Source organism: Streptomyces atratus (assembly GCF_040655115.1).
GTDB lineage: Bacteria > Actinomycetota > Actinomycetes > Streptomycetales > Streptomycetaceae > Streptomyces > Streptomyces atratus_D.
In genome coordinates, this window is sequence record NZ_JBFAJH010000085.1 from 1 (window position 1) to 17280 (window position 17280).

The 17280-nt window shown below is 68.7% G+C and carries 17 protein-coding genes and 1 pseudogene; 15 read left to right on the top strand and 3 right to left on the bottom strand.

Translation table 11 applies throughout. The annotated features are described in order from the left end of the window. Nucleotides 1-719: 719 nt before the first annotated feature. The 9 genes from AB0I23_RS39365 (at nt 720) to AB0I23_RS39405 (ending at nt 10050) form a co-directional block, all read left to right on the top strand. Nucleotides 720-1094, top strand: coding sequence for a helix-turn-helix domain-containing protein (locus AB0I23_RS39365; RefSeq protein WP_359117690.1), 375 nt, complete (start codon nt 720-722; stop codon nt 1092-1094). Nucleotides 1095-1167: 73 nt separating this feature from the next. After that, nucleotides 1168-2541 carry a DDE-type integrase/transposase/recombinase gene (locus AB0I23_RS39370; protein ID WP_359117693.1) on the top strand — a complete coding sequence of 458 codons (1374 nt, stop codon included), beginning with the start codon at nt 1168-1170 and terminating at the stop codon, nt 2539-2541. A gap of 31 nt (nt 2542-2572) precedes the next feature. Beyond that, nucleotides 2573-3109, top strand: coding sequence for an ExeA family protein (locus AB0I23_RS39375; RefSeq protein WP_359117696.1), 537 nt, complete (start codon nt 2573-2575; stop codon nt 3107-3109). A 342-nt stretch (nt 3110-3451) separates the two neighbouring features. Then, nucleotides 3452-3967: a GNAT family N-acetyltransferase gene (locus tag AB0I23_RS39380; protein ID WP_359117698.1), complete on the top strand. Its 516-nt coding sequence runs from the start codon at nt 3452-3454 to the stop codon at nt 3965-3967. Between the two features lie 440 nt (nt 3968-4407). Beyond that, nucleotides 4408-4635: a DUF6381 family protein gene (locus tag AB0I23_RS39385; protein WP_359117701.1), complete on the top strand. Its 228-nt coding sequence runs from the start codon at nt 4408-4410 to the stop codon at nt 4633-4635. 546 nt (nt 4636-5181) lie between these two features. Beyond that, on the top strand, nt 5182-5379 hold the full coding sequence (locus AB0I23_RS39390; protein WP_359117704.1) for a hypothetical protein: 198 nt from the start codon (nt 5182-5184) through the stop codon (nt 5377-5379). 1195 nt (nt 5380-6574) lie between these two features. Beyond that, nucleotides 6575-7120, top strand: a complete 546-nt coding sequence (locus AB0I23_RS39395; RefSeq protein WP_359117707.1) for a hypothetical protein — start codon at nt 6575-6577, stop codon at nt 7118-7120. 1134 nt (nt 7121-8254) lie between these two features. Continuing rightward, nucleotides 8255-9454: an IS110 family transposase gene (locus AB0I23_RS39400; protein ID WP_359117708.1), complete on the top strand. Its 1200-nt coding sequence runs from the start codon at nt 8255-8257 to the stop codon at nt 9452-9454. Between the two features lie 440 nt (nt 9455-9894). Further along, on the top strand, nt 9895-10050 hold the full coding sequence (locus tag AB0I23_RS39405) for a hypothetical protein (protein WP_359117709.1): 156 nt from the start codon (nt 9895-9897) through the stop codon (nt 10048-10050). Between the two features lie 420 nt (nt 10051-10470). Here AB0I23_RS39405 and AB0I23_RS39410 read toward each other — a convergent pair whose 3' ends face one another. Then, entirely contained in the window at nt 10471-11595 is a 1125-nt protein-coding gene (locus AB0I23_RS39410) for an MFS transporter (RefSeq protein WP_359117728.1), read from the bottom strand. 311 nt (nt 11596-11906) lie between these two features. Here AB0I23_RS39410 and AB0I23_RS39415 point away from each other — a divergent pair, with 311 nt between their 5' ends. Then, nucleotides 11907-12059: a hypothetical protein gene (locus AB0I23_RS39415; protein WP_359117711.1), complete on the top strand. Its 153-nt coding sequence runs from the start codon at nt 11907-11909 to the stop codon at nt 12057-12059. A gap of 232 nt (nt 12060-12291) precedes the next feature. Further along, nucleotides 12292-12939: a class I SAM-dependent methyltransferase gene (locus AB0I23_RS39420; protein ID WP_359117713.1), complete on the top strand. Its 648-nt coding sequence runs from the start codon at nt 12292-12294 to the stop codon at nt 12937-12939. Nucleotides 12940-13269: 330 nt separating this feature from the next. Here AB0I23_RS39420 and AB0I23_RS39425 read toward each other — a convergent pair whose 3' ends face one another. Both AB0I23_RS39425 and AB0I23_RS39430 read right to left on the bottom strand, forming a co-directional pair. Continuing rightward, nucleotides 13270-14010 carry a class I SAM-dependent DNA methyltransferase gene (locus AB0I23_RS39425; RefSeq protein ID WP_359117715.1) on the bottom strand — a complete coding sequence of 247 codons (741 nt, stop codon included), beginning with the start codon at nt 14008-14010 and terminating at the stop codon, nt 13270-13272. Nucleotides 14011-14230: 220 nt separating this feature from the next. After that, nucleotides 14231-15668, bottom strand: a pseudogene (locus AB0I23_RS39430) (IS1380 family transposase). A gap of 110 nt (nt 15669-15778) precedes the next feature. On the opposite strand from AB0I23_RS39430, the gene AB0I23_RS39435 reads away from it, so the two are divergent. The 4 genes from AB0I23_RS39435 (at nt 15779) to lepB (ending at nt 17239) form a co-directional block, all read left to right on the top strand. Beyond that, a complete protein-coding gene (locus AB0I23_RS39435; protein WP_359117718.1) occupies nt 15779-15973 on the top strand; it encodes a hypothetical protein in 195 nt (64 codons plus the stop codon). Between the two features lie 87 nt (nt 15974-16060). Next, a complete protein-coding gene (locus AB0I23_RS39440; RefSeq protein WP_359117720.1) occupies nt 16061-16573 on the top strand; it encodes an SMI1/KNR4 family protein in 513 nt (170 codons plus the stop codon). Nucleotides 16574-16643: 70 nt separating this feature from the next. Then, complete coding sequence (locus AB0I23_RS39445; RefSeq protein WP_359117723.1) at nt 16644-16850, top strand: hypothetical protein; 207 nt, start codon at nt 16644-16646, stop codon at nt 16848-16850. Continuing rightward, a complete protein-coding gene (lepB, locus tag AB0I23_RS39450) occupies nt 16808-17239 on the top strand; it encodes a signal peptidase I (protein WP_359117726.1) in 432 nt (143 codons plus the stop codon). The genes AB0I23_RS39445 and lepB overlap by 43 nt, the downstream gene beginning before the upstream one ends. Nucleotides 17240-17280: the final 41 nt, after the last annotated feature.

Consider the following 17280-nt stretch of genomic DNA (forward strand, 5'->3'; position numbering starts at 1 on the left):
TGGGACGCGGGGTCGGTGAGCCTGCGGTTCTGAGCCCGGCAGACCGTGAGGGGCCGGGTTGTGCGGTGCGGCTGCGGCGCGATGCTGCCGGTACACCCCTGGTGCGTGGTGTCCGGGCGGGCAGCACTCGTGGCGCCAGGTCCTGAGGCCGGGCGCCCCGGCCCGTGTGGGGTCCCGGTGTTTTGGGCGGTCGGGTCCGCGCTGTACGTCAGGGTCCTCAAGTGCCCCTGTGGCGTGGTTGGTCGGCTGGATCTCATGTGATCGCGCGGGTCCGCTGCCGGCGCGGTATCGAGGCCTGTTAGACGTCATTGAAAATGCCTATGAGTGCGGCAGTTTGGGCAGCTTGGTGCCGACAAGATCGGTAAGCGTGGCTGCTGACGGATAGGTGCCTATTTGGGGTGGCGCCTCGCCGATGAAGGGCATGCGAAAGGCCCTCCCGGTATCTCTTGGCCGAGCGCCGGGAGGGCCGTGTAGCGCGCGGAGGCGCTGTGCTCACGGTAGAGGCCGACCTGGCGCGGGTCGAAATGCGGTTGGCTGCGGGCGAGTTGCTCTGCCCGACCTGTGAGGGGCTGCTGAGCCGGTGGGGCTGGGCACGTTCGCGTGTACTGCGAGACGCGGCGGGCGGGCTGGTGGTGGTGCGTCCGCGACGGACCAGGTGCGTCAGATGCGGCATCTCACATGTACTCCTTCCGGTGTTCGCGCTGGTCAGGCGGGCGGACATGGCAGAGGTGATCGGGGCGGCCCTGGCGGCGAAAGCGTCCGGGGCCGGGGTTCGGGTGATCGCTGAACAGCTCGGCCGGCCGGTGGAGACGGTGCGGGGGTGGCTGCGCCGGTTCGCTGCCCGGGCCGAGGCGGTGCGGCGGTATTTCACGGTGTTGCTGGTGGACGCCGGAGTTGACCCGGCACCGCCCGGGACGGGGCGGACGATCTTCGCGGACGCGGTCGCCGCGGTGGTCGGGGCCTGGTGGTCGATGACGTCGAGGTGGCCGGGCGTCGGCAAGGTGTCGCCCTGGGTGGCAGCCTGCGCGGTGACCGGCGGGATACTGCTGGCCCCCACCTGGCCTGCGGAAACGATCAACACGAGCCGCCCCTGACGCCACGCCGGTCACTCCTGTCAGCCTCTGCGCGTGCGTCTGTCGACGCCGTGATCGAGAGGCAGGTGGGCGGGTGGCAGGACAGGAAGACCAGACGCGTCTGGAGCGGGCCCAGGCGATCGGACTGTTTCGGTACATGCTGATCAGGGAGGCAGCAGATCCGACCTTGTCGCGCCGCCAGCGAGGCGCCTTGGTGCGGGAGTTGGCGGCGGTGGCACATATCGATCCGGACGGCCGGACGGTGCGGATCACGCGGTGGACGCTGGACCGGTGGATCATGGAGTGGCGCCGGGGCGGCTTCGATGCTCTGGTTCCCTCGCCCCGGCAGTCCCGCCCTCGCACCCCGCCGGAGGTGCTGGAACTGGCCGCTTCGCTGAAGAAGGAGAACCCTTCGCGGTCAGCGGCACAGATCCGCCGGATCATCGCTGCCCAGCTCGGCTGGGCGCCGGACGAACGCACCATTCAGCGGATGATCGTCCGTGAGGGACTGACCGCGTTGCAGGCACCCTCGTCGCCGGCGGTCTTCGGGCGGTTCGAGGCCGATGGCCCGAACGAGCTCTGGGTGGGCGATGCCCTGCACGGCCCGTTGATCGAGGGCAGGAAAACGTACCTGTTCGCGTTCCTGGACGATCACTCGCGAGCCGTGGTCGGCCACCGGTGGGGCTTCTCGGAGGACACCGTCCGCCTGGCCGCGGCACTCCGGCCGGCCCTCGCCTCCCGCGGTGTCCCGCGCTTCGTCTATGTCGACAACGGCAGCGCGTTCGTGGACTCGTGGCTGTTGCGGGCCTGCGCGAAACTCGGCATCAAACTCGTCCACTCCACACCCGGCGGGCCGCAGGGCAGGGGAAAAATCGAACGGTTCTTCCGCACGGTGAACAGCGAGTTCGTCGTCGAGATCGCCTCTGGCGACGGACAGCCCGGACGGCAGATCAACAGCCTGCTGGAGATGAACCGGCTGTTCACCGCCTGGGTCGAGAACGTCTACCACCGGCGCGTTCACTCCGAGACCGGCGCCGCCCCGCTGGGGCGGTGGATGACCGGCAGTCCTTTCGCGGTTCCCAACCCGGCCGACCTGGCCGAAGCCTTCCGCTGGTCCGAACACCGCACCGTGACCAAGACCGCGCTGGTCTCCCTGCACGGCAACCGATACCAGGTCGACCCGCTGCTGAGCGGCCAACGAGTCGAGCTCGTCTTCGACCCCTTCGACCTGTCCTTCCTGCGGGTCAGAGCGAACGGCCAGGACGCCGGGACCGCGCTGCCCTACCAGATCAGCCGCCATTCCCATCCAAAAGCATGGCCCGAGACACTGGCCGAACTGCCCCGTCCCACGACCGGGATCGACTACCTCGGCCTCATCGACACCGCCCATACCCGTGCTGTCGCCGAGAAGGTCAACTACGCGGCCTTCGCGGTCGATCTGGAATCCGACACAGAGCCCGAGCAGTGACCGATCCGACATGTCCAGCAGCTGACCACGCATGCTCCACCGCCACGCGTTCCACAACGAAGCCGTCGCCCGCATCGGCTGGTGCATCGCCGAACGCTCCATCGGTGTCGTCACCGGCGAGGTCGGCGCCGGCAAAACCGTCTCCGTCCGCACGGTCCTGCACAGCCTCGACCCGTCGAAACACACCGTGATCTACCTGCCCAACCCGATGATCGGGGTCCGCGGCATCCACGAAGCGATCGTCACCGCCTTCGGCCAGCAGCCCTCCCACCTCGGCTCCCGGCTCACCGCCCAGACCGGCCATGCCCTCACAGCTGAACGTGAGGAACGCGGACGCACCCCGGTCCTGGTCCTGGACGAGGCCCACCTGCTCAGCTACGAACAACTCGAAGCCATCCGCATGCTTACCAACACCGCGATGGACCAGGACTCGCCACTGTCCTGTCTGCTCGTGGGCCAGCCCACCCTGCGACGGACGATGAAACTCGCAGTCCTCGCGGCCCTCGAACAGCGGACCGCCCTTCGCTACACGATGCCCGGCATGACCGCGACCGAGACCGCCAGCTAGATCAAGCACCACCTCGGACTTGCCGGCCGGGCCGACCAGCTGTTCACCGAGGACGCCGTCACGCTCGTCCACACCACCGCCCGCGGCTTTCCCCGCGCGGTCAACAACCTCTGCCTGCAAGCCCTGGTCGCCACATTCGCCACCGGGAAGTCCATCGTCGACGACAAAGCGGCCCAGTCCGCCGTCACCGAAATCCTCGACTGAACCAAGGACGCGGGTTCACCAGGCGGATTGGCTGCCGAGTCGCCGAAGGGCCGCTTCAGACCGCGCAAAGGAGACACGAGACCGCCGATGGTCGTCATGTCGGATCATTTGAGCAGTCCAGGGAGCAAGGAGAAGCCAGTGCAGTTGCGCAACGTCCAGCTCGATGACGTCGATGCATACGTCAGAATGCGGTGCGATCCCGCCATGATGGCCGACCTCGGCGGACCACTGCCACGCGAAGGTATGGAGGACAAAGTCCGACGCGACGTCGACAAGGCAGCGGCAGATCACGACTGGACCAAGATGATCATCCCTGACCCTGCCGCACCTGAAGTCGTGGCAGGAACGGTGACCATATGGTCTCACGACACCGAGGACGGGCCCATGTCGGAGATCGGATGGATGGTCCTGCCGGAATTCCAGGGACGCGGACTGGCCAAACTCGCGGTCCGCACCTTGCTCGAACAAGCACGGGACGAGGGCCGCTGGGGGCTCGTGCACGCATTTCCGGCAACGAGCAATGGCCCTTCGAACGGCATCTGCCGATCTCTCGGCTTCCAGTTCATCGACGAACGCAATGTGACATTCGCAGACCGGGTTCTACAAGCCAACCACTGGGCCATCAACGCCAGCACTGCCCTCACACGAAGGTGATGTCCAGTCACCTGGCTGCCAGGTGACGCGCAAAGCCCACATGAACCGCCCCGACACCTTGCCGACCAAAACGACACCTCACCGACAACCGCCCCGCTGGGACCACTCCCAGCGGGGCATTTCGTCCTCGTTCGTCGACATCCTCAGTGCCGCACCCGTCGGCATTTTCAGTGTCGCTCAACAGACGGGGCCGCGGCGCCGTCCTCGGGCAGTGGCAGATGGCCGGGCTCATCGGTGATCAAAAGCGGGATCGCCGGGGCCGGGCGGCGTGGGGAGCGGTATTGCTGTGGAAGGCAGCGCGCGGGGACGTGTTCTTGTTGTGACGTGTCTTCCTTCAGGGCCGGCTGCCTGCGGTGATTGCGCTCGGTGACTCTCCCGGGTGCGTAAGCGGCGGAGCGCTGGTTGGCTGCGATGTGTCCCACCTTCCCGACCCAGGAGTGATGATGAGCATTGCAGGCGAGTCCGCCAGTCGTGCGCAGCAGATGCAGGACAAGGTCCGTGAGCTGAACGAGCGTGCTGAGCAGGCGAGCGATCCCAAGGAACGCCGCAGGCTGCACGACGAGGCCCGGCGTATGCAGGAGCAGTCCATGAAGGAGGGTGGACGCGCGGCCGAGGACAGGCCCGGGCGTCGTGCCGGCAGTGAGAGGGACGAGTTCCCGCGCCGGTGACGTATCGTCTTGCGTCCAGTGGTACCGGTGGCCTCTCCCCGCAGTGCGGGGGGAGGCCGTCCGTGTTCGGTGCCGGTTGCGGACAGGTGGCGGGAACTGCGGAACCGGTGCCGCGATGGCGGTCCGCGCTGGTTTTGCCGCACGTGCGTCACCGCGGGCGCGGCAGCGGTTGGCGGCGCTGTTGAACCGGTTGCTGTGGCCGCCGGAGTCCGGACCTGGCGCCCGCGGGCCGCATGCGGCTGCCGCAGATGGGAAGGCGCTTTTGCCGGCTTTCAGGCGGGGGAGGACAACGGGTTGCCGGGGGTGTCCGGCCCTGCCGGACACTCCTGTTGCACGCGGTGTCGGGGGAGACGACCGGCAGTGGCGTTTTCACGGGGCTGCGGCCGGCCGTGCCGGCATCAGCCGGCTCCCTTTGGCCGAGCGGCAGTTCCCCCCGGGGACCGCGCCCGGCTGCCGTCTGTGCTCCGGCGATGCCGTGGCACTGCCCCCGGGTCCGGACCAACTCGCCCCCGGATGCGGCCCGGCCGCCCGCACTCTGGGCATCTCTTGGCAGGTTCGTGGCGGCCTCTCACCGGCCCGCAGCCCGTATCCGGCTTCGACCGCGAGGACGATAAGGTCCGGCGCGCGGTCGAGTGCGGGATCAACCGGCTCAAGCGCAACCGGGCGGTGGTCACACGTTTCGGCGGACTCGCGGTCCGCTTCGAGGCCACCGTCCAGGTCGCGGCCATAGCTGAATGGCTGTGACATGACTGCGTCCAGACCCCGCATGCCATCTTGTTCGTGTCATCGAGTTGGCAAGTGTCGGCGTACTACCTGATGTGCAGAGGCAGGTACGGGCTCATGTGCAGGGTCGGCTGCCGGTCGTATTGGCCTGCCGGGGCCGCCCGGGCGAGAAGGGTTCCAGAGCCCTCGTCGCCGTCAAGGGCGCCCTGCCGGGCGTCGCTGCGCGATGCGGCTACGCCGCACCTTTGACTGCTCCTCCGGCTCCGAAGGACAGGGCTGGCTGTCCGGGCGGCCCCGGCCCTTGTGGCGTACGGCGGCCTCTGCACGTGAGCCCGTACGCGGCCCTGCACCAGAGCCTGTACGCCGACAGCAAGGACGGCCCGGGTCCCTCGCAGCGTCCCTGGGTCACATCTCGGCAGCAGGAGTTCCTAGCCCGCCCGTTCCTGTGCTGGGTCGGGCGCCTGACGCTCTTGGATCCGTGACGGCGCGGGTATGGCGGCCGGCTCCATGAGAGGCCTGCAGAGGGCCGGCAGTGCCCGCGAGAGGCCGGGAAGGTGAGCGTGCCGGGACGGGCGGTGGGGGCTGCGGCGGCCGGTATGCCTGGCGGGAGGTTCCGGCGTGCCGGCGCTGTCGTGGTGCGCTGTGCGCGGCAAAGAGGTGACCGGCCGCTGCAGGAGCCAAGGCGCCCGGACGCGAGCACCGATGACGGCCATTCAGACCCCAGCGGTCCTATGGCGGACATCCGGGGCGGGGCGGTCCTTGGTGCCGGCTGTTCAGGCCGCAGCGGACATTGGGGGCGGGGCGGTCCTCGGTGCCGGTCATTGAGTACGGGTGGTCTTCGGCGACGGACATCCGGAGCGGAGGGGTCCTCGGTGACGGTCGCTTGGGGCGGGAGCGCGTCTGTGACGGTCATTCAGGGTCTGCGGGGGGTGTGGTTTTCGGTGCACTGGAATCCGGCGGCATGTTTTGCCGGCAGGGTGACTGGATGTCAGCACGTCGCTCGAAGAGCCTCACGAGACGCCAGATATGCCCCGATCATATCTTTTTGACGGTACTTCGGATGGTGGGTCGGGGTGTGGGGTGGGTGCCGTGTGTACACCCGGTCGGCTCTGTGACATCACACCTTCGGTATGTCTGATATGACAGCTAATCGGGGTGTCAGTACGTTCGTCACAGGTCGGCTGCCCAGCCGGCGTCTCTGAGAGGGAGAAGTGACATGACCACGCGTACCGTGGCCGTGGCCGCCGCCGCAGCAGGCGCAGCGGTTCTCGCCACCACCGGCATCACCTACGCCTCGGCGGCCGGGGCCGCCCAGGCCGCCCCGTTCGTCCAGCAGGCCGCTTTTGTCACGGCTCCCGCCGGTGGTGACAGCGGGAAGGGTGAGGGGGACGAGGGCCGGGACATCGGCCGCGACCGTGACGACGGCCGTGACTATGACCGTGACTACGGCCGTGACTACGACTACCGGGAAGAGGGACGGATCGACTTCAACGAGCGGACGTACTCCGCCCACACGGACGGCTGTATCACCGTGGTCAGCGGTCTGGGCTCGCGGAGCTTCAACGTCCGTAACGACAGCCGCAAGACTGTCGAGGTCTTCCGCGGGGCGGCCTGCGACAACGGTTCCCCGGTCGCGACGGTCGGTCCCTGGAGCACCAGTAACGGTGTCTTCACCCGCGACCACATCCGCGGGGGTGTGTTCGTCCGTAACGGTGTCGTGGGCAGCTTCCGGGTGGTCCGGGACCACTACGACCGGTGGTGACAGCGCCGCCCGCATCACATGGAAACCCCGGCCCGTCGGAATCGGGCCGGGGTTTCCGGCATGGGGGACACCTCGTGGCGGATGCCCGGTCCCAGGCGGCCGCACACCGTGCGGCCCACGCCCGGTGTCCCGTAACGCCTGCTACAACATGCTAAGTGTTTACCGAGCGCCCCGCGTGTCGCGCTGGGCGGGCCCGGCAGGCCGCGGTCCTGCGGCCTTGGCCCAAGGGCCCGCCCGTCAGGCGCCCGGTCATCCGGCCGGCTCGTCGGGGGTCGTCGGGTCCGCCTGCGAAAACGAGGCTCGCGGCCGGGACCGCGCCGGCTTTTTTGTGCCAGCGGGGCAGCCGGATCCGGTGCGAAGAGCGCCTGACCGGCAGGGGCCGGGTCCTGGGGGCTCGTCGCTGTGGCGTTTTGGCAGTGGGGCGAAGCCTGCGCCGCCGGGCCCGAGGGCCGGGTCCTGGACATCGGGCACGGCCGATGCGGTGCCCTGGTGTACGGCGTGTCGACTGTTGCGGTGAGCATGCCGGGCTCGCCCGGGCCGGGGTCACAGCCCTGCCGGGCCCGCGGGCCCGCGGTCCCGCCTTCCGCCCGAGTCCCCGGAATCGATGTGATCCCTGTGCGGCGGCCGAGGGAACCCGCGACGTGGCGCCCTGTGTCTGCGGGCCTTCGCAGTCCCCCAACGGCCCGGGCCCGGCTTGATGAACCGCGCAGGAGCGCCGGGCATGCCCCGGGCCCGGCAGCCTGCGCGTCACCCGGGGCCGAGAGCCCCCGTCCCTGCCTCCATCCGGGTGGGGGCAGGGCGCCGCCCCCGGCCCGGTCGTACCGTTGTGCCCTCACCCGCCTCCCGGGCCGGTTTCTCCCGCCCGCACGCCCGGCTGCTGGCCGCACCCCCCCGTTACCGTTTTCGTGGCCCTGCAACGGGGCTCCCGGCCTTCGGGCCCGGCATGACTGAGCCCCCTTGTCGATCATGATCGAAAAAGTGGTGTCACCGGGCGCGGAGGCATTGGCAGACCGCTGATTAGGGGCACGAGCGCTGATCCCGAGCCTGGGTGAGGCAGTCTCTTCGTAACGTGGATGCCGGCACGCTGATGCCGCAGGTAGGGCCGGGAAGAAGTTCGAGCACTGGAGCTGGGACGTGACCAACGACGGTATCGACGTCTACCTCGGCCTGGACGTGGGCAAAGGCGAACACCACGCCACCGCGCTCACCCCCGCGGGCAAGACGGTCCTGGACAAGCGCCTGCCCAACACCGAGCCGAAACTGCGCGAGGTGTTCGCGAAGCTGCAGGCCAAGCACGGGACCGTGCTGGTGGTCGTCGACCAGCCCGCCTCCATAGGCGCGCTGCCGCTGGCCGTGGCCCGCGCGTTGGGCTGTCACGTCGCCTACCTGCCGGGCCTGACGATGCGCCGCATCGCAGACCTCTACCCAGGAGAGGCGAAGACCGATGCCCGCGACGCGTTCGTCATCGCCGACGCCGCCCGCACCATGCCGCACACCCTGCGGGCTGTCGAGGCCGCCGACGAGACAGTCGCCGAACTGGAGATGATCGCGGGCTTCGACGACGACCTCGCCACCGAGTCGACCCGGACCAAGAATCGGCTCCGCGGCCTGTTCACACAGATCCACCCCTCGCTGGAGAAGGTCCTGGGCCCGCGGCTCGATCACCCCGCAGTCCTGGCCATGCTCGAACGCTTCGGCTCTCCCGCCCAGCTCAGGAAGGCCGGCCGCCGTCGACTGGTCACACTGCTGCGACCCAAAGCACCCCGCATGGCAGAGCGCCTGGTCGAGGACATCTTCACGGCGCTCGACGAGCAGACTGTGGTTGTTCCCGGCACGGACGCCGCCGCACTGGTCGTCCCCAGCCTGGCCTCCTCGCTGAGCTCGGTCCTGGACCAGCGCAAGCTGCTGGCGGCCAGGATCGAGCAGCTCCTGGAGGCCCACCCTCTTTCCCAGGTCCTGACCTCCATGCCCGGCATCGGGGTCAGGACCGCAGCCCGCATCCTCATCGACGTCGGCGACGGCACCGCCTTTCCCACCGCCGGGCACCTGGCCGCCTACGCCGGCCTGGCGCCGGTGACCAGAAGTTCAGGGTCGTCCATCCGCGGTGAGCACCCCTCGCGGCGCGGCAACAAGCAGCTCAAACGGGCCTTCTACCTGGCCGCGTTCGCGTCTCTGTCCCAGCCGGAGTCACGCGCCTATTACGACAAGAAGCGCCGCGAAGGGAAACACCACGTTGCGGCCCTGGTCGCCCTCGCCCGACGTCGCATCGACGTGCTCTTCGCCATGCTCCGCGACGGCACCTTCTACCAAACACCGACTGCCTCTGCGGCTTGACGAAAACCATAGGGGCACTTTTTTTACGCACCGCACCGCCGGTGCGCCGTGCTCCGGTTCCGGCCGGCTGCGGTGCGGGCAGACCGGCGGCGTGCTGGTGGCGCTGGAGGAACCGTGATGTCCTGCCGGCCAGGCGCCGGCCTGCCCGGTGCCGACCGGTGCGCCCGGGCACGCGGACACGACGGCCCCGACGGCGCCGACGGAAGTACCGGTCCTGCCTGCCCGCATACACTGCCCCTCCTGCAGGCCCTTGGGGCACGGGCACGGGCACGGCCACAGCCACGGGCACGGGCGCGGGCGCGGGCGCGGGCGCGGGCGCGCGGGTGGCGCCCGGGCTGCGGGCCGCCTGGGCGATCGCGCCGTTCGTGGCGCAGGTGCGGCCGCATGCCCGCAGCGGAACGGATGTCCCACGGCGAGTCCGCCGCCCGCGCCCGGATGCGGTGGGCAATCCCGCAGGCGGCCGGGGTGCCGCGTTCGCGGGCACCGGCCCGCTTCTGCGGGTGCGGTTCCCGTGGATGCGGGACCACGTGAAGGCGCTCGGGCCCGAGCAGCGGTGGGCCGTGGCGTGCTGGTTCGTCCCGGTCATCAATGCGTGAATGCCTCTGCGGGCCGCGCCCGGTATCTGCGCGCCGGGCCGGTATCTGCGCGCCGGGCCGGTTCACGACACGACGCGCAGTCACTCACGGCTGCCGGCCGTCGGGCGGCGGGTGCTCTTCGGCGCACGGTCTGCTCGTCCGGGGCCGGCGAAGGACCCGCACAAGCGCCGATGCCCGCCGGTCCCGTCACGGCCGGCTTTGTTCATCAGTTGCGACAGCGGCGGTGCACGGGTTTGGGAGGCACCGCGATCCCGGGCCGTGGCACTGCCGGTGTTCTCCTCAGGGTCCATGGCCGGCGCCCCTGCCCGCTGGTCCTTCCAGGATCACTTTTGGCCCGAACCGCCGCACGGGTACGGCGCACCCGCGCCCTTGGTGTTCTGGGCCGTGGCCCGGCGTGTGCGTCGGGGCGCCCGCGGGGGCTCAGGCCCGTGCGGGCGGCCGCTGCCACAGATAGCCGCCCGCTGCGGCAGCCAGCAGCATCACGCATCCCGCGAACACCAGGCCTGCGTTGCGCAGTCCCAGCGGCACCGACAGCGCGCCGATCCCGATGACGGGCACGGAGATTCCCGTGTACGCGACGACGAAGAACGCCGAGATGGTGGCGCCCCTTTGGGTGTTTGGAGCCATTGTGCTCACCACGGTCAGGCCCGCCCGGAAGGCAAGGCCCTGGCCGATGCCGCCCGTCACGGCACCGGCGAGGAGGACCGGCAACGACGCCAGTAGCAAAGACGCCCCCACCACAAGCAGACCGGCCACCAGTAGCAGGCAGCCCACGGGCAGGGCGTTGCGTGTGCCGACGCGGCCCATCAGCAACTGCCCGCAGGCCGAGGCGCAGAAGACGCAGAAGACGACCGTGCCGGACACGGCCAGGTCGTGCACGTCCAGCGTCTGGGCCAGGAAGGCAGGCGCGACCGCGGTGAACAGGCCCAGCAGCGAGAATCCGGCGAAGGCGGCGAGTGCGCAGGTCGCGAACACGCCGCGTACCTCGGAGGGGACGACCATGCCCTGCGGCCGCAGCGGGAGCCGGGCGCCGCTGTGGTGCACGGTCTCGGGCAACAGCGAGGTGACCGCCATCGCGACCGCCAGGAGCGCCAGATGGGCCAGGAACGGCAGCCGCAGCGGCCACGGCGCGTACTGGGCCAGGGTCCCCGAGAGCAGGGGACCGAGCCCCAGGCCGCCCATGTTGGCCGCGGTCGCCGCGAACCCCGCGCGGGCACTGTGCCCGGCGGGTGCCAGTTCCAGCACAGCGGCCGTGCCCGTACCACTGAGCAGTCCGGCGGAGAACCCCGACAGGACACGGCCGGTGAACAGCAGCGGCAGCCCGCCCTCGAACAGGAAGCACACCGCGCTCAGCGCGGCCAGTCCCAGCGCGCACAGCAGGACCGGGCGGCGGCCGAGAACATCGGAGAAGCCGCCGGCCAGGAGCAGGGCGGCGATCACGCCGATGGCGTAGACAGCGAAAACCACGGTGACGATCAGTTCGGAAAAACCGATCTGCTCACGGTAGAGCCCGTACAGCGGTGTCGGCAGGGTCGTGCCCGTCATCCCGGCCGCAAACACACCCGCCGCAGCCAGATATCCGGGCCGGACGGTGCCCTGCTGACGGTCCGTGTCCTGGTTGATCACAACTCACCATACGCACCGGGCCAGGCGCAGCGAAGTGACGTGACCTCGATCCACCGACGTGGATTGAAAGTGATCTTCTGATGGGCCGCTGAGCCAGTTTCGGGCCGGCCGTTCGGGCTGGGGCAGGTTGTGGCCGCTGGTCTGCCCCGCTTGTCCACCGTGTGGTTCCAGTCGGGTGCGGGGACGTGCGAACGATCCTTGGTCACGCAAACCTGAGCACCACCGCCGACGTGTCTTTGATCGAAGAGGAAGAGCAGGTCATCGCCCGGGTTCAGGAGTATCTGGCCGACCGTGAGGAACGGGCGAAGCGCCCTGCGCCGGCCGCAATCGCCACTGGATACGAGGCGAGCGACCTGGCCGTGCTGTTCAGGGGCCAGGCATGACACGCCAGGCAAGCCGCCGCACCCACTCTGTCCGCGGGGCCGGCACCGGTCCCGCGCCGCCGAAGCCGCCCTTCGCCGAACACGACCTCAAAGCGGACCAGGACCGCATCGGCCCTAACGCAAGCACGAGCATGCCTGCTTCTTTGAACGAGCGCCGGCCGGGGCGAACGGGCGGGAGTGAAGATCGCGATTCTCTCGGCTCGTCCCAGCGCCGGGAACTACTGTCGCGAGCATGGTCGAACACGATGCCCTCAGTGCCACCCGCGAGGCCTACGACGCTGCTGCCCCCGTGTATGCGCAGCTGTTCCGCGGCGAGCTGCGTGACAGGCCCCTGGACCGCGCGATCTTGAGTGCCTTCGCCGAGGTTGTAAGCGCGAGTGGCGACGGTCAGGTCGCGGACCTGGGGTGCGGGCCCGGCCATATCACCGCTCATCTGGATGAGTTGGGGCTGGTGGTGTTTGGTGTGGATGCCTCTCCTGCGATGATCAAGTTGGCTCGACATGCCTATCCGCACCTGCGGTTCGACGTGGGCTCGATGGCTGCAGTGAACATCGCTGACGGCGTGCTGGGCGGCGTACTCTCACGTTGGTCCATCATCCACACCCCACCGCAAGAACTCCCCGTCATCCTGGCGGAGTTCCACCGCGTGCTGGCACCTGGCGGCCACCTTCTGATCGGCTTTTCGGCCAGCGATGATCCGTCTCACCCGACACAGGTCTTCGATCACACAGTCGCCCTGGCCTATCGGTGGTCGCCGGATCACCTCGTGGCGATGCTGCGCAAGTCCGGGTTCGCCGAGATAGCCCGGATGGTTCGCCAGCCTCAGACCACCGACCGGCGGCAATTCCAGGAGATTCACCTGCTCGCCCGCAAAGCCTAGGTACTGTGCGCGACGGTAGTCGGGGCGTAGCCGGGTTTGGCCGCCGGCTTCCCGGTCACGGGGTTCGGCGTGCCGTCGGCCTGCACCGATCGTCGGGCCGAAGTCTTGCCTCGCCTCGGTCGGGCCGTCAGCTCAATCCCGCGGCTGAAGTCCCTGGCCTTCGCCCGGGCCGCCCGGTCCCAGGCGATGCCCACTGCCTGCAGGAACCTTCTCTGCACTATGTCAAGCGAAACCAGGTGGATACGCACCTACGACGGCGGGATACCTCACCGTCGTCGACCTTTTCATCGTGCCCGGCCTGGCCGATGGGCGGGACCAGGAGGGGCTGCCTCAGGCTGGCTTGCGCCACACGGAGATGTGCTTCGCGGAGTCCTGGGTGAACGGCGCTCCGTTCCAGTCCGCGACGCGCCGTTCCAGTTCGAGCCCCGCGATCCGTGCCATCAGGTCGAGCTCCGCCGGCCATGCGTACCGGTGCCGGGAGTTGCCGCGGCGGTAGAGGCCGTCGTCGCCGTCGCGGGTGAGGTGGTGCGAGACGAGGATCTGCTCGACCAGGTCGAAGGTGTCGAAGCCGAGATGCCTCTCGGAGACGTCGAACGGCACCGCGACCTGCCCGGGCGGCAGGAAGCGCAGCGGCGGCACGCCCAGTTCGATGACGAATCGGCCGCCAGGCGTCAGGTGACGTGCGGCGTTGCGGAAGCACTCGACCTGCTCGTCCTGCGTGAGCAGGTTCGTGATCGTGTTGTAGACGAGATAGACCAGGGTGAACTTGCGGGGGATGACGGTCGTGGCCATGTCTCCGATGGCGACCGGGAGCATGTCCTCGTCCATCTTGCGCCGCAGGACCGCTGCCATGTGCTTGGACAGTTCGATCCCCACAACGGGCACGCCGCGTTCCCGGAGCGGGACGCCCACTCGTCCGGTTCCGATGGCGAACTCCAGTGCCTGGCCGTCTCCGGCGAGTTCGGCGAGGAAGGCGAGAGTCGGTCCGAGAACGGCGGCCGAGGACATCTCGCTCTCCTCGGCGTCGTAGCGGTCGGCGGTCGCAGGGGTCCATAGCTCACTGCTCGTCACGGGTGGCCACTTTGCCGGGCGTGCCGGGGAGCCGTCCACCTATTTACGACCGTGGGAAAGGTCGTTAGCCTCGCCGTTTCGGTTGGGCTGAAGCGGCGTTGCTGATCACCAACTGTGGTGTGGTCGAGGCGATTGTGTTGTCTGGGCATGGCGGGGGCCCGGCGCGGTGGTCGGGTTCTCCGGGGTCCTTCGGATCGTGGGTGGGCGGGGGGACGGCCGGTCAGCCAACTGGTCGGGGCAGTGCGGCAAGGCGGTGGAAGGCCGTGGCCAGTTCGTGTCTCCAGGGCCAGGTCGCCGAGATCCGCAGGCGGAGGCGGCGTCCGCCGCGGGTGAGGCGGGCGGCGACGTGCGGCAGCCGGTAGCGGAGTTTTTTGGGTTCGGCAGTGGCGAGTTCGCCATCCAGAAGGAGGACGCGGGCCCAGGCGAGGAGATCGATCGCCGCGAGGCTGAGTTCGAGCCAGGTGGCGTTGATGGTGAAGTGGCGGGAGGGGAAGCGGCCGAAGCCGGTGTTCTTGCCGCACCGGATGTGGTCTTCGACGGTGGCGTGTCCGCGGTGGCGGACCTCCAGGAACTGTGCGGAGCCGCTGCCGGGGTAAGGGGTATCGGTAAGGAATACCTGGTGCCGCAGGCCCTCGTCGTGATCGAACAGGGACAGCTGGGCTCCGGGGTGCGGACGTTCTCGGCGCACGATGATGCGGGTGCCGGCCGGGTAGCCGGCGAGGTCGACCATGCCGGTCAGCTCGGCGATCTCGGCGCCGTCGCGCAGTGTCCCGTTCTGGTCCAGGGCGGGGTGCCAGACCTGCTCAGGCAGGGTCCGGATCGCACGGCGGACCGGCATGGTGACCGCGTATCCGACCGAGAACCGCAGGTCCAGGCCATGCTCGCGCAAGGTCCGGAGGTGGGCGAGGAAGGCTTTCGCGGATCCGGCGCTGTCGGCGCGGATCAGGATCGCGGTGCCGTGCCGGTGAGCGTCGGGGATCTGCGCGAGGGCGTCGTCCAGCACCGCGATGTGGTCGGCGGCGGTGTTGGCTCCGGAGTTGCCGGGCCGCAGCCGGCCGGACATGGCCGCGCCGGTGTTCGCGAGGAAACACAGCAGTGGGTGGAAGCCGAAGCCGCCCCTGTAGGTGGGCGCGGCTTGTTCCTTTTCCGAGTGGCAGGTGATCAGCGTGGCGTCGAGGTCCAGGACCAGGCCGGGAAGTGCGCGTGCGCCGGCCCGGACAGCAGGTATGCCCTCGCCGGTCTCGGCGGCCTGCATCCAGGCGACTTCCCGGGCCGTGGCGCGGGCCGCTCGCAGCGAAGCGAGTGCGGCCTCGTCGGTGTCGGCGAGCAACCGCCAGGCCGTGGGCGTGGAGGCGACCGGGCCGAACACCTCGCCCTGGTCCCGCAGCACGGCCAGATCCGCGATCGCCTCACCGCCGTCGGCGAGCATCACCGCGAGATCGGTGGCAGTCCGGCCCGGATCATGCCCCGTCCCGCTGCGGTCGCAACGCTCTGAGCGCGGTGGAGTACGCGGTGGTCAGACCGGTGGCCTCGGCGAGATCCGTCAGCAAACGTGCCCCGGCGTGCCCGACCACGCCCGAACCGTCGGTGGACACATGAAGCTTGGGACGAGAACCGATACCCTGCACGCAGAAAGTGCCTTCCGCTTGGACCGACAGAACCCCTCGACAAGGTTCATCGTCCCAGTTCAGAAGGCACTTTCGCGTATCCGGCCAACATCCGGACCAGCCCCAACCGAAACGGCGAGGCTAGGCCCAATCAGGTTCAGATGAACGCGGAGGAGAACAAGGTTGCCGAGATGGTGCAGAAGGGGCAGACGGTGTACTACGAGGTCACCGCTCAGTACACCGGCGAAAATGCCGTTCCCGATTATCTGACCATCAATTGGCTGAACCTGGATACTGGGGAAATTCCAGCCGACCCCATTACGATCTGGAACACCCCGTCTGGTCTCGAGCCGTGACCCGGTGTAGCTAGCAGGTTGTCATAGGGTGCGGGCAAATTTCACTTGCGAGATTTGCCCGCACCCTTCCTCTTGGAAGGTTTCTCTATGTGGGTGCAGCGCCTAGTCGAGTTCACTGGCTGGGAGTCGTCGGTTCACTCCGTCGATTGGGCGAGGGTCGAAGGGGAGTTGCAGGCCCCTCTGCCGGCGGACTTCAAAGAGCTGTGTGAAGTTTTCGGTGGAGGTACGTTCTGTGACTCCGTATCCTTTCTCGGGGACACGGAGGGGTTCTCATTCGACTTTCTCGGACGATGGCGGGTGGCTATGCCGGTAGAAGGAGCCGGTGGCTCGTACCCGGTATATACGCCGGGCGGCATTGGTGTTGTCACGTGGGCATCGACAGAATGGGCCGATGAATACTGCTGGCTTATTGACGCGCGGCGACCCGGTGAATATCCCATTCTTGCGCGAGATGACGGCGGCGAGTGGTGCAAGTTCGAGATGTCGACGTCCGAATTCCTCTACCGGGTTCTTTCGGATGGGAATTTCAAACCTTTCGGGGTCGCGCAGTACGGCCTTGATCCGACATTCCTGCCGGCCCGCTCGGTCGAAGGGACGTGAGCTGATGCGGCAGCAAAGCGTGGGTCGCGGACTGAGAGTCGCCGGCTGGATACTTGTACCGCTTGGACTGGTGCTGCTGTTGCTGGGAGGGATGGGGTACAGCGGCGGTGCGGCCCATGAGCAGATCACCGTCTCAGGCGATGCGATGCAGCCCACCTATCGTCCGGGCGAGCGGTTGGTCATCGAGCACATCGACCAGGACAAATATGCCGAGGCGACGTCGTCCTCGTCAGCGTGCCAGGCCGGTACGGGGGTGCACCGGCCCTGCAGCGGGTGATCGGCCTGGGCGGAGACCGCGTGGAGTCCACCGACGGTACGCGGGTCGCCGTGAATGGCAAGCAGATCGACGAACCGTACGTAATGCGCGACACGTTCGGCCCGGCGGGAGTGCAATATGACGTGACCGTCCCGGAAGGACGGCTGTTCCTGCTCGGCGACCACCGGGCTAGCGCAAACGACTCGCGCTACTTCCTCAGCGAACAGTCGGGCAGCGTTGCGGCCTCCGACGTGCGCGGCCGTGTCCAGGCCGATCGGGCCGTGCCGCTGGTGCTGCCGGCACTGCGGGTCTTCGGAGCCCTGCTGACGCTGGTCGGGATCGGGTTGGGAATCTGGGGGTTCACAACTGCTGGGCACACAAGCCGCTTTGGCGAACATGGGCACGATTGAGTGAACGGTGCGACGATCTGTGGGCATGGCTGGCGGGGTGT

Excerpts from the sequence above, each read along its gene's own strand:
- AB0I23_RS39385 (WP_359117701.1), top strand. The coding sequence starts at position 4,408 with ATGATGAGCATTGCAGGCGAGTCCGCCAGTCGTGCGCAGCAGATGCAG.
- AB0I23_RS39440 (WP_359117720.1), top strand. The coding sequence starts at position 16,061 with ATGTGGGTGCAGCGCCTAGTCGAGTTCACTGGCTGGGAGTCGTCGGTT.
- AB0I23_RS39365 (WP_359117690.1), top strand. The coding sequence starts at position 720 with ATGGCAGAGGTGATCGGGGCGGCCCTGGCGGCGAAAGCGTCCGGGGCC.
- AB0I23_RS39420 (WP_359117713.1), top strand. The coding sequence starts at position 12,292 with ATGGTCGAACACGATGCCCTCAGTGCCACCCGCGAGGCCTACGACGCT.
- AB0I23_RS39410 (WP_359117728.1), bottom strand. The coding sequence starts at position 11,595 with ATGACGGGCACGACCCTGCCGACACCGCTGTACGGGCTCTACCGTGAG.
- AB0I23_RS39375 (WP_359117696.1), top strand. The coding sequence starts at position 2,573 with ATGCTCCACCGCCACGCGTTCCACAACGAAGCCGTCGCCCGCATCGGC.
- AB0I23_RS39435 (WP_359117718.1), top strand. The coding sequence starts at position 15,779 with ATGAACGCGGAGGAGAACAAGGTTGCCGAGATGGTGCAGAAGGGGCAG.
- AB0I23_RS39395 (WP_359117707.1), top strand. The coding sequence starts at position 6,575 with ATGACCACGCGTACCGTGGCCGTGGCCGCCGCCGCAGCAGGCGCAGCG.